11 protein-coding genes are annotated in these 14922 nt (G+C 64.7%); 3 read left to right on the top strand and 8 right to left on the bottom strand.

The window, feature by feature from the left end:
* The coding region (locus CKO27_RS13200; protein ID WP_476718504.1) for a J domain-containing protein at positions 1 to 1114 on the bottom strand (1114 nt) is incomplete at its 3' end.
* 184 nt (positions 1115 to 1298) lie between these two features.
* Here CKO27_RS13200 and CKO27_RS13205 point away from each other — a divergent pair.
* On the top strand, positions 1299 to 1730 hold the full coding sequence (locus CKO27_RS13205) for a PilZ domain-containing protein (RefSeq protein WP_200375370.1): 432 nt from the start codon (positions 1299 to 1301) through the stop codon (positions 1728 to 1730).
* A gap of 17 nt (positions 1731 to 1747) precedes the next feature.
* On the opposite strand, the gene CKO27_RS13210 is transcribed toward CKO27_RS13205, so the two are convergent.
* The 4 genes from CKO27_RS13210 to groES all read right to left on the bottom strand — a co-directional run bounded on the left by CKO27_RS13210 (position 1748) and on the right by groES (position 6076).
* On the bottom strand, positions 1748 to 3028 hold the full coding sequence (locus CKO27_RS13210; protein ID WP_200375371.1) for an NAD(P)/FAD-dependent oxidoreductase: 1281 nt from the start codon (positions 3026 to 3028) through the stop codon (positions 1748 to 1750).
* Positions 3029 to 3224: 196 nt separating this feature from the next.
* On the bottom strand, positions 3225 to 3806 hold the full coding sequence (locus CKO27_RS13215; protein ID WP_200375372.1) for a c-type cytochrome: 582 nt from the start codon (positions 3804 to 3806) through the stop codon (positions 3225 to 3227).
* A gap of 257 nt (positions 3807 to 4063) precedes the next feature.
* The gene (gene groL / locus CKO27_RS13220) at positions 4064 to 5713 is read right to left on the bottom strand and encodes a chaperonin GroEL (protein WP_200375373.1); all 1650 of its coding nucleotides are present in this window, start codon (positions 5711 to 5713) and stop codon (positions 4064 to 4066) included.
* A 72-nt stretch (positions 5714 to 5785) separates the two neighbouring features.
* Complete coding sequence (groES, locus tag CKO27_RS13225) at positions 5786 to 6076, bottom strand: co-chaperone GroES (protein WP_200375374.1); 291 nt, start codon at positions 6074 to 6076, stop codon at positions 5786 to 5788.
* 302 nt (positions 6077 to 6378) lie between these two features.
* On the opposite strand from groES, the gene CKO27_RS13230 reads away from it, so the two are divergent.
* Positions 6379 to 8076: a GGDEF domain-containing protein gene (locus tag CKO27_RS13230; RefSeq protein WP_200375375.1), complete on the top strand. Its 1698-nt coding sequence runs from the start codon at positions 6379 to 6381 to the stop codon at positions 8074 to 8076.
* A gap of 173 nt (positions 8077 to 8249) precedes the next feature.
* Here the strand turns inward: CKO27_RS13230 and CKO27_RS13235 are convergent, their stop codons facing one another.
* The 3 genes from CKO27_RS13235 to rimI form a co-directional block, all read right to left on the bottom strand.
* Entirely contained in the window at positions 8250 to 8489 is a 240-nt protein-coding gene (locus tag CKO27_RS13235) for a BolA family protein (RefSeq protein WP_200375376.1), read from the bottom strand.
* A gap of 187 nt (positions 8490 to 8676) precedes the next feature.
* The gene (locus CKO27_RS13240; protein ID WP_200375377.1) at positions 8677 to 10257 is read right to left on the bottom strand and encodes a peptide chain release factor 3; all 1581 of its coding nucleotides are present in this window, start codon (positions 10255 to 10257) and stop codon (positions 8677 to 8679) included.
* 92 nt (positions 10258 to 10349) lie between these two features.
* A complete protein-coding gene (gene rimI, locus CKO27_RS13245) occupies positions 10350 to 10874 on the bottom strand; it encodes a ribosomal protein S18-alanine N-acetyltransferase (protein ID WP_200375378.1) in 525 nt (174 codons plus the stop codon).
* A 428-nt stretch (positions 10875 to 11302) separates the two neighbouring features.
* Between rimI and nifJ the strand changes: the two genes are divergently transcribed.
* On the top strand, positions 11303 to 14884 hold the full coding sequence (nifJ, locus tag CKO27_RS13250; protein ID WP_200375379.1) for a pyruvate:ferredoxin (flavodoxin) oxidoreductase: 3582 nt from the start codon (positions 11303 to 11305) through the stop codon (positions 14882 to 14884).
* The last annotated feature ends 38 nt before the right edge of the window (positions 14885 to 14922 follow it).

Here is a 14922-nt window from a genome sequence, read left to right on the forward strand (position 1 = left end):
GCATGAATGGCGCGCTGGCGCCGGGCGTCGGGGAGGGCGTCTGGCGCGCCGGTCCCGGATCGAGCGGAGCCGGTGGCGGATCCGGCGTCCCCGGACTGGCTGGCTCGGACTCGCCATCCGTCGTCTGGATCGGCGCCTCGGCGTCAGGGATGGGTTCCCCGTCCGGCGCGGCGACGGACGGGGTCTCGGTTGGTGGAGCCTGGATCTCGGGTGCCGGGGTGCCGGTCGGGGTGGATGCTCCGTCCGGGGGCGATCCCGCCGCCGAGGCCTCCGGCGCCGGTTGCGGCGTCTCCGGGCTATCCGGCTCCGCTTGTTCGATCCGCGCGGTCGCGACCCTCTCCCCGAGGTCATCCGCCGGCCCGGTCGAGGCGATCGTCAGCGGCTCGTCGGCCGGGGGCGGCTTGGCCGGGGCCTCTCTGTCGACGCGCTCGCCGCTGGTTAAGGTGGTGCCCAAGGGGTGATGAATGATCCTCGGCATCCGCTTTGGCGGTTCCTCGCCCTGGAGGAGTAGGGCGAGGATCAGGAGCAGCGTGACGGTGCCTCCGCCCAGAAGCCATCGCTGGCCTGGACCGAGCCTTGAGTACCGGTGTCGCGTCCAATCCCAGGCGGCGGCGAGTCGTCCAAGGATGGCCTCCGGGTGCCAGGCCGGTCGATCGGCGACGCGCGGGGAGGCTCGGGCTCGCTCCCTGGCTTCCGGTCGGGCTGGCGCCCGAGCGCCCTTGCGGAAGGCGTTGAAGGCTCGGTTGATCTGTTCCGTGCGACGGGTCGCCCAGGCGAGTCGGTCGGGATGATGGTCCGGGTGATAGACCCGCATCAGACGCCGGTAGCGCTGTTTGGCGATCGCGGGCTCACTGTCGCGGGTGAATCCGAGCCTGTCGGGGGACGGCGGATCCTCGCTCTCGAAGAACTGGCGGTCGAGCAATCGGTAGGCGCTCGCCATGGCCTGGGCGCGACTCGGTCGCTGACGGGCGATCGCCCGGTCCAACTCGGCCGCGCGCGGATGATCCGGATGGCTCAGCCAAACCAGCAGGAGATCCAGGTGGGTTTCGAGATCGGCTGTTGGTCGGCCCGTCGACAGGGACCTGGCGATCTGTTGCGTCCAATGCGGGCTCATGAGTCGGACGGCGGGATTCCCAAGGGGCGGATCATGTGGAACCGTCACTATAGCCCGGCGGCGCGGGGCGGTGAACGCCGATTCCGTCGCGAGCCACGCCTCGCGCCATCCGCATTTCAGGTGTCAAGGCCGCCCGACGCTGGACTATGCTTGCACCATCCCGGCCGGTATTTCGAGGTGGAATATGACCCAGACACAGACACAGAGGCCGCGTCGGTTCCTCCGTCATCCCTCCGACGTGCCCATCAGCTACAGCCTGCGCGAGGTTGTCGCCAACAAGAGCGATTATCTGCGCAACATCGGCGAGGGCGGACTCTGCTTCTCCTCGCGTCTCGCGATCCACCCAGGGACGCGCATCCATATCGAGATCCCGATCGCCGAGCCGGTGTTCAAGGCCGAGGGCATCGTGGCCTGGTGCCGACCGAGCGATTCGGTCTTCGAGGTCGGTGTCCGATTCGATGGCGTCGAGGCCCAGTACGGGATCCGCATGGTCGAACAGGTGTGCCACATCGAGCACTATCGCCAGGAAATCCTCAAGACGGAAGGGCGTTCCCTGAGCGCCGAGGAAGCCGCTCTGGAATGGATCCAGAAGTACGCGGCCCGCTTCCCGAGCTGAGACGCTCACTCGAGCGTCTAGGTGAACATATCCGCCGTGATGTTGCGGAACCAGTCGTGCGCGAATCTCGCCTCGACCGCCCGGGTGCGGGCATCGGCGTCGCTTGGCGACAGTCCGCCGGCCCCTTCGATATCGACGATCCGATCGCCTTCCAGCGCATAGACCCCGGCGACCGAGATCCCATGCTCCGGGGCGATGAGGCTGTAACAGGTGTTCACATAGGACGGCTCCGGCGCCGCCGCGCCATTGAGGGCGGCGACGATGGCCGCCGCGCACACCTTGCCCTGCGAGTTCGCTGCGTAGCCGGATTTGGGCATGGCGCCGGCGATGCAGGCGTCGCCGATCACATGGATGTCCGGGTGCCGGGCCGAGGCGAAGGTCCGCTGATCGACCGGACACCAGCCCGAGGCGTCGGTCAGACCGGCGGATTCGGCCAGCGTCCCGGCCTTCTGGGGCGGGATCGGATTGATGACCTGGCCCTGGAATTCCTCGACCTGTCCGATCAGGGTGCCGGTCTTTGGGTCGATGGCCTCGACGATCCCCCCGGCCGCCCCCGAGACCCATTCGATCATCTCACCGTAGTGCTCCTTCCAGCCCGCCTGGAACAGCCCTTGTTTCGAGAAGGCGTCCTTGGCGTCGAGGATGAGGATCTTGGACTTCGGCTTGTGGCGCTGAAAATAGTGCGCGACCTGAGCGGCGCGTTCATAGGGGCCGGGCGGACAGCGGAAAGGGTTTGGAGGGGCCACGATGATGAAGACGCCACCGTCCTCCATCGCCAGGAGTTGCTGGCGCAGCTTCGTGGTCTGCGGGCCGGCCTTCCAGGCATGCGGGAAACGCTCCGCCACCTCCTCGGACAGACCCTCGATCGCGTCCCAGCGGAAGCTCACGCCTGGCGACAGGACGAGCTTGTCGTAGTTGTAACGGCTACCGCTGGCGCCGCGAACGAAATGCCCAGCCGGATCGATCTCGCGGATCTCGTCCTGCACCACCGCGATGCCGCGCCGGGCCAGACCGCGATAGCCGAAGGTCAGATCCTTGAGATCACGCTCGCCACTCAGAACCTCGTTGCTCATGGCGCAGGAGAGAAACGCCGAGTCCTTTTCGATCAGGGTGACGCGGATGGCGGGGTCGGCCATCCTCAGATATTTTGCGGCGATGGTGCCGCCGAACCCACCGCCGACCACCAGCACCCTGGCCTTGGGCGCCGCCGCCGACGCGCGAAAGGAGACGCCGAGCATGGTCGCGCCGAGCGCGACCGCCGACGACTTGAGGAAGGTTCTGCGCTGAACATCGGTCATCTGGATCGCCTCCTCAGGTGATTTCCGGGAAATCTTGTACCCGCGATCCGTCTCGTCATGGACAGGATTAACAGGATTTCGCAGGATTGACAGGATTTATAAGGCTTTGTTTTTAATCATGTGAATCTTGAAGAACCCTGTAAATCCTGTCTTTTCCGGAGCTTTAGGTTGGGTATGGACTTTCCCGGAAATCGCCTTATTTCTCACTCTCGTAGAACCTGGCCAGTGCCTCGATCTCCTCGTCCGACAGATCCATGACGCGAAGACCCATTTTTCTCGGGCTGCAACGCCGGCCGATCGCGCGGCACTCCTCCAGCGCATAGCGCAGATAGCCGCTCCATTGGCCGGCCATGTGCGGCGAGTCGTCGTTCTGTTCCCGTCCGCCGTCCTCGTGGCAGCTCTCGCACTGGCGTTCGTGGATGTCCCGCCCGACGTGGATAGGCCCGGCGAGCGCCACGCGATCGGTGGAGACCCAGGGTTGTTCGGCGAAAAAGGCGGCGATGGCCCAGATTTCCTGGTCGCTGTAGCCCTTCATGATCCGGCCCATGATGGTGGACCGGCGGACCCCGGTCTTATAGTCACTGAGCACGGAGAAGAGATAGCCATTGTCCATGCCGCCGATGCTCGGCATTTGCTCACCGGCACTGGCCCCGTTGGTGCCGTGACAACCGGCACAGGTGTTGGCGAGCATGCTCGGCGAGCGGACACCGGCCGCCGAGGCGGCGAGGCTGGCCGTCAGCCCGAGCGCGAGCATGGACAATCGGGTTCGATGTCTCATGGAAGGGCTCCTCTGGTCTATCGGGCGTCGTGCCGGTGGTCGGCGAGATCCCGCCGCCCCCTTGGCGCCTGTTCTTATTCTGTGTTGACTCTGGCCGAGCCGCCCGGCCGCGACCTTGATTTCGATCAAGGGCGTCACGGCGGAGACCCTGATCATCGTTTCGGCCACCGGCGCGCTGACGACGCCTTCACAATCGCCATCCATAAAAAAAGCCCCGCTAGGCGGGGCTTTTTTCGGTCAGGCGAGAGACCAGGGCTTTACATCATGCCCATGCCGCCCATGTCGCCCATGCCACCCATTCCACCGCCGCCCGGCATTGGGGCGTCGTCCTTCGGCTCGTCGGCGATCATGGCCTCGGTGGTGATCATGAGACCAGCGACCGACGCGGCGTTCTGAAGCGCCGAGCGGGTGACCTTGGTCGGGTCCAGGATGCCCATCTCGACCATGTCGCCGTACTCGCCGTTGGCGGCGTTGTAACCGAAGTTACCCGTGCCCTCGACGACCTTGTGCAGGACGACGGACGGCTCTTCGCCAGCATTGGCGACGATCTGACGCAGCGGCTCTTCCATGGCGCGGCGCGCGATGGTGATGCCGACGTCCTGGTCGTGGTTGGAACCCTTGAGCCCCTTGACCGCAGTCTGGGCACGGACCAGGGCGACACCGCCGCCGGGCACGATGCCTTCCTCGACCGCCGCGCGGGTGGCGTGCAGGGCGTCTTCGACGCGCGCCTTCTTCTCCTTCATCTCCATCTCGGTGGCGGCGCCGACCTTGATGACGGCCACACCGCCGGCCAACTTGGCCAGACGCTCCTGGAGCTTCTCCTTGTCGTAGTCGGAGCTGGTCTCCTCGACCTGAGCGCGGATCTGCTCGCAACGGGCCTTGATGTCGATCTCGGAGCCGGCGCCGTCGATCAGGGTGGTCTCGTCCTTGCCAACCTGGACGCGCTTGGCGGTGCCCAGATCGTTCAGGGTGGCCTTCTCAAGCGAGAGACCGACTTCCTCGGAAATGACGGTCGCGCCGGTCAGGATGGCGATGTCCTGCAACATAGCCTTGCGACGGTCGCCGAAGCCAGGCGCCTTGACCGCGCAGACCTTGACGATGCCACGGATGGTGTTGACGACCAGGGTCGCCAGGGCCTCGCCCTCGACGTCCTCGGCGACGATCAGCAGCGGCTTACCGGCCTTAGCGACGCCTTCCAGCACCGGCAGCAGCTCGCGGATGTTGGAGATCTTCTTATCGTGCAGCAGGATGTAGGGCGCGTCGAGTTCGGCGCTCTGGCTCTGCTGGTTGTTGATGAAGTAGGGCGAGAGGTAGCCGCGATCGAACTGCATGCCTTCAACGACATCCAGCTCATTCTGCAGGGAGGTGCCGTCCTCGACGGTGATGACGCCTTCCTTGCCGACCTTCTCCATCGCCTCGGCGATGATGCGGCCGATCGACTCGTCGGAGTTGGCGGAGATGGTGCCAACCTGGGCGATCGCCTTGTTCTCGGTGCAGGGCTTGGAGAGCTTCTTCAGCTCCTCGGTCGCGGCCTCGACGGCCTTGTCCATGCCGCGCTTGAGATCCATGGGATTCATGCCGGCGGCGACCGCCTTCAGACCCTCGCGGACCATGGCCTGGGCCAGCACGGTGGCGGTGGTGGTGCCGTCACCGGCGATGTCGGAGGTGTGGGAAGCGACTTCCTTCACCATCTGCGCGCCCATGTTCTCGAACTTGTCCTTCAGCTCGATTTCCTTGGCGACGGAGACGCCGTCCTTGGTGACGGTCGGCGCGCCGAAGGACTTGTCCAGGACCACGTTGCGGCCCTTGGGACCCAGGGTGACCTTCACGGCGTTGGCGAGGATGTTGACACCTTCCATCATGCGGGCACGGGCGTCGCCGCCAAACTTCACGTCTTTTGCGCTCATTTCTCTAGATTCCTCGATTGAATGCTGTGTCTTAAGTGGTGGTGCGAGCTGGATTCACGGAGCGGAAGGCGCTCAGCCCTCGACGACACCCATGAGATCTTCCTCGCGCATCACCAGGAATTCCTTGCCGTCGAGCTTGACCTCGGTGCCGGAGTACTTGCCGAAGAGGACGCGGTCGCCGACCTTGACGTCGAGCGGACGGGTCTCGCCGTTGTCGAGGATCTTGCCCTTGCCGACGGCGATGATCTCGCCCTGGATCGGCTTTTCGGTGGCGGAATCCGGAATCACGATGCCGCCGGCGGTCGTGCGTTCCTCTTCCATGCGACGGACTACGACGCGGTCATGCAAAGGACGGATGTTCATGGAAATGCTCCTCGTGTGGTTGAGAAGTGGTTGTCGAGTGCCCGCGAAGCGGGAATGACGCCGGCTGTTAGCACTCGCCGGAAACGAGTGCTAATGGTAGAGCCTAATCCTCAAGTGTCAAGGGCTGACTCACGGGTATGGCCAGTGGCCGGCCGGGTCGATCGCCTCCATGAGTCCCGTGATCGCCGGCTCCAGTGGCTTCCTGGGGCCGATGACCAAGAGGCCGGGTCTCGCGGGATGGGGCGTGATAAGGCTTCCCGGCGTAAACTTCGCCTCTGACGAGAACAACTGAATGCATCATCATGTCGACGCCTGATCCCAACCCATGGAAAGACAAATATCTCGCCAGTCTCGATGACATCGAGGCCAAGGAACAGGCCTGGACCCAGATCGAAACCATCCTGCGTCAGTCGATCTCACGCCTTACCCTCGCCGTCGAGACCCACGACAAAGCGTTGACGGCCCAACTGGAGTCGCTGCGCCAGGCGATCCGCAAGAACGCGCCGGCGAGCCGGATCAGCGCGCTGATGGAGGAGATCTCCAATTCCATCCGGCGTCTGGACCAGCCGCCGGCGGACGGTGACGACGGCAACCGGACCCTCGCGCGCCTGGCGGACAACCTTGAAAAGCAGCCGGTCCCGGAGGGACTTAAGCAGGAAACCCGCGCGCTGAAACGACAGTTGCGAGACGCCCGTCAGGCCAACGATCTCAACCTGGCGCTGCAGGCTTATTCGGATTACCTGAACCAGGTCATCGCCTGTCGGCCGGGCGTGACGCCAGAGGGCGACCGGGAGGGGCTGCTCGGCCGGCTCTTCGGGCGCAAGCCGGCGGACGAACCTCAAGCGGCGGGCGAACCTCAAGAGAACCCAGGCGAGGCCGTCGCGGCGCCCCTGCCGGCATTGGAAGAGAAGGTCCAGGACGAGAACGGCGAGGCTCCGCCACCCTTCAACCAGGTGCTGTTCGATCTGCTCCATCGTCTGGACCTGCCCGAGGCATTGTCCGAACCATTTCAACGGATCAGCGCCTTGCTCCGTGAGCCCCCTTCAAACGAATCCGCCAGACAAGCCGTGGCCGATATCGCCGCGCTGATGGCCAGGACGCGACAGCATGTCGAGGAGGAGAATAAGGACATCGCCTCCTTCCTCTCTCAACTCACCGGACGTCTCCAGGAACTCGACCGCTACCTCGAAGAGACGATCGGATCCCGTGGGGACGCGGACCAGCAGGGCCTGGTGCTCGACGCGCGGCTGTCCGCCGAGGTGGCGGAGATCGGAAAATCCCTGAACGAACAGGAGAACCTCAATCAGCTCAAGCAGTCGATTCAGGCGCATCTAAGCAACATCCAGACCCACATGGACGCACGCAAGCGTCTGGAGCAGGATCGGCTGAAACAGGCGGATACCCAGATCACGCGCCTGAAGCAGGCGCTGAACAGGGTGCATCAAGAAAGTGTCGATCTGCGCGCACGCCTGAACGAGGCCCATCATTGCGCCCGACATGACGCCTTGACCGGACTCCATAACCGCCTCTCCTACGATGAACGCATCGCCGAGGAATGCGAGCGCTGGAAGCGTTACGGTCGGCCCACGGTGCTGAGCCTCTGGGATGTCGATCACTTCAAGCACATCAACGACCGCTATGGACATAGCGCCGGTGATAACGTCCTGCGGATCCTTGGCCAGTTGCTCGGCAAGCACACGCGCAAAAGTGACTTCATGGCCCGTTTCGGCGGCGAGGAGTTCATGCTGCTGTTGCCCGAGACCGATCTTCCGACCGCGTTCGAGGTTGCCGAGAAGCTACGGCAATTGATCGCGACATCGAAGTTTCGTTACTGCAGTCAACCGGTCCCGGTCACCATGTCCTGTGGGTTGGCCGAATTCGTCGCTGGAGAGACGCCGGAGAGCGTCTATCGTCGGGCGGACGCGGCCCTCTATGCCGCGAAACAGGCCGGGCGTAATTGCTGCAAGATGGACAGTTCGCCGTCGACGGAGGCGGGTTAGGTGATTTCCTGGAAGCCTTATACCCACTGAAAGGGGGCGACCATAGGCGACCATAAAGGATGCCTGGCCGGCCCAACCTTGTATCTGGAGCCTCGGAGCGTACAGGATGGGCACGCTTTGCTTTGCCCATCTTACGGGCGATTTCCGCTTCGAGGACGCGAGGGGTCCGAAGGTCAGCCCAGGGCGGCCGACTGGGCGGGTGTCCTGGCCTTGATGGAGAGGGCGTGCAGTTCGCCGCTGGCGACCCGGTCCTTGACCGTCTCCATCACCAGTCGCTCCCGTTTGATCGGCGAAAGTCCCTCGAAGGTCTCGCTGACGATGATGGCCTCGAAATGACTGCCGTCACCGCTGACCTGGACCTCGGCCCCTGGGATGCCCGATCGGATTAGCTGGGCAATGGTTTCTGTTTCCAAGATAGTCTCCTGATAAGCCGCCAAGGGAGGATGCCGGTACGCACCGATGCGGGCGCCTTCCCGAGCGGCCAAGGGTTGATTGTCGATTCGCGAGGATTGCGACGCGCGTCCCCTATCTCAAGGGCGCGCGTCCCTGGGGGCGGGAGCGGCCTGGCACACTCTCTGTCCCCATGGTGTATCAGGCGCCCTAGAGTTCGCGCGTCGCCAGGAAACGCACATCGGGCCAGCGCTCGATCGACAGACTCAGGTTGACCATCGTCGGGGCCAGATAAACGAGCTGATCGTCGCCGTCCAGCGCCAGGTTCTCGTAGCATTTCTCCTTGAAGCGCTCCAGCATCTTGGGATCGTCGCACTGGATCCAGCGGGCGGTCTTGACGCTGACCGCCTCGACCACGGCGTCGACGCCGTACTCGTCCTTCAGCCGATAGGAGGCGACATCGAACTGGAGCACACCGACCGCGCCCAGGATCAGATCGTTGTTCTTCAGCGGCCGGAAGGACTGGGTCGCGCCCTCCTCGGAAAGCTGCAACACACCCTTCTGCAACGCCTTCATGCGCAGCGGATCCCGGAGTACCACGCGGCGGAACATCTCGGGGGCGAAGTAGGGGATGCCCTCGTATTTGAGATCCTCGCCCTCGGTGAAGGTGTCGCCGATTTGAATGGTGCCGTGGTTGTGCAGACCGATGATGTCGCCCGGCCAGGCCTCCTCCACGCGACGACGCTCGTCGGCCTGGAAGGTGATGGCGTTGGCGACCTGAATCGTCTTGCCGATGCGCGCATGGCGCATCTTCATGCCCTGCTTGTAACTACCCGAGCAGACCCGCAGGAAGGCGACCCGATCGCGATGGGCCGGGTCCATGTTCGCCTGGATCTTGAAGACGAAGCCGGTGAAGACCTCCTCGGCCGGCTCGACCAGGCGCTGGCGGGTCTCGCGCGGGCGCGGCGGCGGGGCGTACTGAACGAAGGCGTCGAGCAGCTCGCGCACGCCGAAATTGTTGATCGCCGAACCGAAGAAGACCGGTGTCTGCTTGCCGGCCCGGTAGGCGTCCAGATCCAGCGGATGACTCGCGCCCTCGACCAGTTCCATCTCCTCGCGCAGTTCCTGGGCCTGATCGCCCAGGATCTCGTCCATGCGCGGGTTGTGGAGACCCTCGATGATCTCGCCCTGAGCGATCCGGCCGCCATGCTGGGCGCTGAACAGATGGGTCCGGCCGCTGCGCAGGTCATAGACCCCTTTGAAGCGCTTGCCCATGCCGATCGGCCAGGTCACCGGGGAGCAGCGGATCTTGAGCACGCTCTCGATCTCATCCAGTACCTCGACGGCGTCGCGCCCCTCGCGGTCGAGCTTGTTGACGAAGGTCAGAATCGGCGTGTCGCGCAGTCGGCAGACATCCATCAGCTTGATGGTGCGCTCCTCGACGCCCTTGGCGATGTCGATCACCATGAGCGCCGAGTCGACGGCGGTCAGGGTGCGGTAGGTGTCCTCGGAGAAGTCCTCGTGTCCGGGGGTGTCGAGCAGATTGATGATGGCCTCGCCATAGGGAAACTGCATGACCGAGGAGGTCACCGAGATCCCGCGCTCCTTCTCCAGCGCCATCCAGTCCGAGGTCGCATGACGCGCCGCCTTGCGCCCCTTGACCGTCCCGGCGAGCTGAATCGCACCGCCGAACAGCAGCAGTTTCTCGGTGAGCGTCGTCTTGCCGGCGTCCGGGTGGGAGATGATGGCGAAGGTGCGGCGTTTAGCCAGTTGTTCGTGCAGTTCGCTCATGGCGTGTGACCGGTAACCCTTGGCGCTGGTAAATCGCGGAATCATACCGGATCAGTTGGGTTCGGGCACGGGCGACGCAAGGTCGTGGTCGATCAACCAAGGGACGCCGCCGGTCGGTCTCGATCCGCTCCCTGGTTCGACGACTCGGACGCCTGGATCTCCAGGGCGAAGAGGGTCGCGTCCTCGCGCCCCTTGCGGGTGGGGTAGTAGTTGCGACGCACGCCAATCTCGCAGAACCCCTCCGAGACATAGAGCGCGCGCGCGCCCTGGTTGGACGCGCGGACCTCCAGGAACGCCGTCTCGGCCTTGCGCTTGAGCGCGAGCGCCAGGAGATGCCGCAGCATTTGGCGACCCAGGCCGCGTTGCTGCCAGTCCGGATGGACGCAGAGGTTGAAGATGTGGCACTCGCCGACCGCCACGGACATGATGCCGTGGGCCACGATCGCCGCGTCGATCTCCCCGACCCAGCAGCCGTAACCCACCCGCAGACAGTCCTGGAAGATCTCGTCGGTCCAGGGGAAGGGGTAGGCCGCGCGCTCGACCTCGATGACCGCCGCGAGATCCTCCTCGCGCATTGGCCTGAGCATCAGGCCCTGGCTCGCCGATGGCGCATTCATTCGAGTCCCGCCCTAAAGGTCTGAATCAAAGGGCCGAGAATCCGAACCCATTGGTGATGAAGCCCATCACTATAGGGAAATGACCCCGATCATGTCACGGTCGATTCCTCGCGAGCGTCCCTGAATGCCGTTCCCAACGGCGTCCGTTTTCGGTCTATAGTTCCGAGGTTCCTGGCCCGAGCCTGATCGAGGACCGCGCGGCGCCGTCGCTTCGGGCGACCTGGACGCGCCGGAATCCGCGAGAGCCGATTCCAACCTTCCATCGGCCTCGGGATCGGCGGACAATGCCGAGCCTTCCACCCCCGTACCGCCGGGCGGGCCGATCGAATCAGCCGCCATCGTTATCGCGCCGAAGGCCGGGCGCCGAGCCCTTAATTCGAATGCCGCGTCGCGGTCATCCCCTTTCCACCCACCAATCGGACAGTTCGATGTCGCACAAGAGCATGGTCACCCTCGACGGCAATGAAGCCGCCGCTTATGTCGCGCACATGACCAACGAGGTCATCGCCATCTACCCCATCACGCCGTCCTCGAACATGGGCGAGTGGGCGGACGAATGGTCCTCGCAAGGGGTCAAGAATCTATGGGGCACGGTCCCCGACGTGATCGAGATGCAGAGCGAGGCGGGAGCCGCGGGCGCCATCCATGGCGCGCTCCAGGGCGGATCCCTGGCGACCACCTTCACCTGCTCGCAGGGGCTGATGCTGATGATCCCGAACATGTACAAGATCGCGGGCGAACTTTCGCCGGCGGTCTTCCATGTCTCGGCGCGCGCGCTAGCGATGCAGGGCCTGTCGATCTTCGGCGATCACTCCGACATCATGGCCTGCCGCGCGACCGGTTACGCGATGCTCGGCGGGGCCTCGGTGCAAGAGGCGATGGACTTCGCGCTCATCGCCCAGGCCGCGACGCTGGAGAGCCGGGTGCCCTTCCTGCATTTCTTCGACGGCTTCCGCACCTCGCACGAGGTCGCCAAGATCGAGCGGCTGCCGGTCGAGACGATCCGCGCCATGATCGACGAGAAGCTGGTCGCGGCCTGCCGCGAGCGCGCCATCAATCCGGATCATCCGAAGCTGCGCGGCACCTCCCAGAACCCGGACGTCTATTTCCAGGGCCGCGAGACGGTCAACAGCTATTACGCGGCGACGCCGGGCATTGTGCAAGGGGTCATGGACCGCTTCGCCAAGCTGACGGGCCGCCAGTACCGGCTGTTCGAATATATCGGCGCACCGGACGCCGAGCGGGTGATCCTGCTCATGGGCTCCGGCATCGGCGCGGTCGAGGAAACCGTGGAGCATCTGACCGCGCGCGGCGAGAAGGTCGGTCTGCTCAAGGTGCGGCTGTTCCGTCCGTTCGACCCCAGCGCGCTCATCGCCGCCCTGCCGGCCAGCGTGAAGCGCATCGCCGTGCTGGATCGCACCAAGGAGCCCGGCGCCGACGGCGAGCCGCTCTACAAGGACATTGTCACCGCCCTGGCCCAGGCGGCCGGCGACGGCCGTCTGGCCAGTATGCCGCGCGTCATCGGAGGCCGTTATGGACTCGGCTCCAAGGAATTCACGCCAGCCATGGTCAAGGGCGTCTACGACGAATTGACCAGGGACGCGCCCAAGAACCAGTTCACCGTCGGCATCATCGACGATGTGACCAACAGCAGCCTGGTCTGGGATCCGGACTTCAAGGCGGACGCCATCCAGGGCGTGACCGCCTGCGTCTTCTATGGGCTCGGCTCCGACGGCACCGTGTCCGCGAACAAGAACTCGATCAAGATCATCGCGGAGGAGACGCCCAACTACGGCCAGGGCTATTTCGAGTACGACTCCAAGAAGGCCGGCGCCATGACCATCAGTCATCTGCGCTTTGGACCCCGACCGATCAGCAGCACCTATCTGATCGGCGATGACGAGGCGAGCTTCGTCGCCTGCCACCAGCCAACCTTCCTGACCCGCTACGACATGCTCGACAAGGCGCGCAAGGGCGGCGTCTTTCTCCTGAATTCGGCGACCCCGGCCGACCGGATCTGGGACGAGCTGCCGCGCAAGATGCAGCAGACCCTGATCGACAAGCAATTGTCCTTCTATGTCATCGACGCCTACGGCATCGCCGGCGAGACCGGCATGGGGCGACGCATCAACACCATCATGCAGACCTGTTTCTTCGCCATCTCCGGCATCCTGCCCAAGGACGAAGCCATCGCCTGCATCAAGACCGCCGTCAAGAAGACCTACGGCAAGAAGGGTCAGGCCCTGCTGGACCGCAACTACCAGGCCATCGACGCCACCCTGGCCGGGCTGCATCAGGTGACGATCCCGGCCCAGGCCAGCAGCGCCTTCGATCGCCCGCCCGTGGTGCCGGACGACGCGCCGGAGTTCGTGCGCAAGGTCACCGCCACCCTGCTCGCCGGTCGCGGCAACCAGCTTCCAGTCAGCCTCATGCCGGCGGACGGCACCTGGCCGACCGGAACCACCCGCTTCGAGAAGCGCAAGCTGGCGCTCCAGCTTCCCAAGTGGGACGAGAACCTCTGCACCCAGTGCGGCAAGTGTCCGCTGGTCTGCCCCCACGCGGCGATCCGCGCCAAGGTCTATCCGGCCGGACTGATGGACCAGGCCCCGGCGAGCTTCCAGCACGTCACCATCAAGGGCAAGGACTTCCCCGAGGGCTATCAGGTCACCTACCAGGTGGCCCCGGACGACTGCACCGGCTGCGGACTCTGCGTCGAGGTCTGCCCGATCCGCGACCGCCAGGATCCCAACCACAAGGCCCTGAACATGGTCGAGGCGGCCGAGACCCAGGCCGACGAGGAGGTCAACTGGGAGTTCTTCCTGACGCTGCCCGAGTACGATCGCACCAAGCTCGACGCGACCAAAATCAAGCACGCCATGATGATGCAGCCGCTGTTCGAGTTCTCGGGCTCCTGCGTTGGCTGCGGCGAGACGCCCTACATCAAGCTGGCGACCCAGTTGTTCGGCGACCGCATGCTGATCGCCAACGCGACCGGCTGCTCGTCCATCTACGGCGGTAACCTGCCGACCACGCCCTACACCACCAACCCGGAAGGACGCGGGCCGAGCTGGAACAATTCCTTGTTCGAGGACAACGCCGAGTTCGGACTGGGGCTGCGTCTGGCCGTCGATAAACAGACCGCCCAGGCCCGCGAGCTGGTCGCCCGGCTGGCGAGCCAGATCGGCGAGGATCTGGCGGACGGGCTGCTGACGGCGGATCAATCCGGGGAGACCGGCATCCACGAGCAACGCGAACGCGTCGCGGCGCTCAAGGTCAAGCTCGCGGGGATGGATTCGGCCGAGGCCCGCACCCTGGAGACGCTCTGCGAGCAACTGGTCAAGCGCAGTGTCTGGATCATCGGCGGCGACGGCTGGGCCTATGACATCGGCTATGGCGGCGTCGACCATGTGCTCTCCACCGGGCGTAACGTCAACCTGCTGATCCTCGACACCGAGGTCTATTCCAACACCGGCGGACAGAACTCCAAGGCCACGCCGATGGGCGCGGTCGCCAAGTTCGCGGCCGGCGGCAAGGCGACCTTCAAGAAGGACCTGGCGATGATGGCCATGGCCTACGAGAACGCCTACGTGGCCCAGGTCGCCTTCGGCGCCAAGGACATGCAGACGGTGCGCGCCTTCATCGAGGCCGAGTCCTATGACGGCCCCTCGGTGATCATCGCCTACTCGCCCTGTATCGCCCACGGCGTGGATCTGTCGAACAACCTGCGGCAGCAGGATCTGGCGGTGACCTCCGGCCACTGGCCGCTGTTCCGCTACGATCCGCGCCGCGTCGAGCGGGGTGAAAACCCGCTGACGATCGACTGCAAGCCACCGAGCATCCCCTATCGGGACTTCATCAACACGGAGACACGCTTCAGCCTGCTGGGCAAGACGCATCCCGATGACGCCGAGCGCTTCCTGGCGCTGGCTCAGAAGCATGTGCAGACGCGCTTCACGCTCTATGAGCAGCTCGCGCATCTCGCGGTCCAGAAGGCTCCGGCCTCCGAGTAGGAAGTCCCCGTCGGCGAGCGCCAGCCTGGGCGCTCGCC

Origin of the sequence: Thiocystis violacea (assembly GCF_016583575.1) — a bacterium.
Classification (GTDB): domain Bacteria; phylum Pseudomonadota; class Gammaproteobacteria; order Chromatiales; family Chromatiaceae; genus Thiocystis; species Thiocystis violacea.

What these genes read in the sequence shown, in the direction of transcription:
- CKO27_RS13205 (WP_200375370.1), top strand. Translation starts at nt 1,299, where the DNA reads ATGACCCAGACACAGACACAGAGGCCGCGTCGGTTCCTCCGTCATCCC.
- CKO27_RS13210 (WP_200375371.1), bottom strand. Translation starts at nt 3,028, where the DNA reads ATGACCGATGTTCAGCGCAGAACCTTCCTCAAGTCGTCGGCGGTCGCG.
- CKO27_RS13215 (WP_200375372.1), bottom strand. Translation starts at nt 3,806, where the DNA reads ATGAGACATCGAACCCGATTGTCCATGCTCGCGCTCGGGCTGACGGCC.
- groL (WP_200375373.1), bottom strand. Translation starts at nt 5,713, where the DNA reads ATGAGCGCAAAAGACGTGAAGTTTGGCGGCGACGCCCGTGCCCGCATG.
- groES (WP_200375374.1), bottom strand. Translation starts at nt 6,076, where the DNA reads ATGAACATCCGTCCTTTGCATGACCGCGTCGTAGTCCGTCGCATGGAA.
- CKO27_RS13230 (WP_200375375.1), top strand. Translation starts at nt 6,379, where the DNA reads ATGTCGACGCCTGATCCCAACCCATGGAAAGACAAATATCTCGCCAGT.
- CKO27_RS13240 (WP_200375377.1), bottom strand. Translation starts at nt 10,257, where the DNA reads ATGAGCGAACTGCACGAACAACTGGCTAAACGCCGCACCTTCGCCATC.
- rimI (WP_200375378.1), bottom strand. Translation starts at nt 10,874, where the DNA reads ATGAATGCGCCATCGGCGAGCCAGGGCCTGATGCTCAGGCCAATGCGC.
- nifJ (WP_200375379.1), top strand. Translation starts at nt 11,303, where the DNA reads ATGTCGCACAAGAGCATGGTCACCCTCGACGGCAATGAAGCCGCCGCT.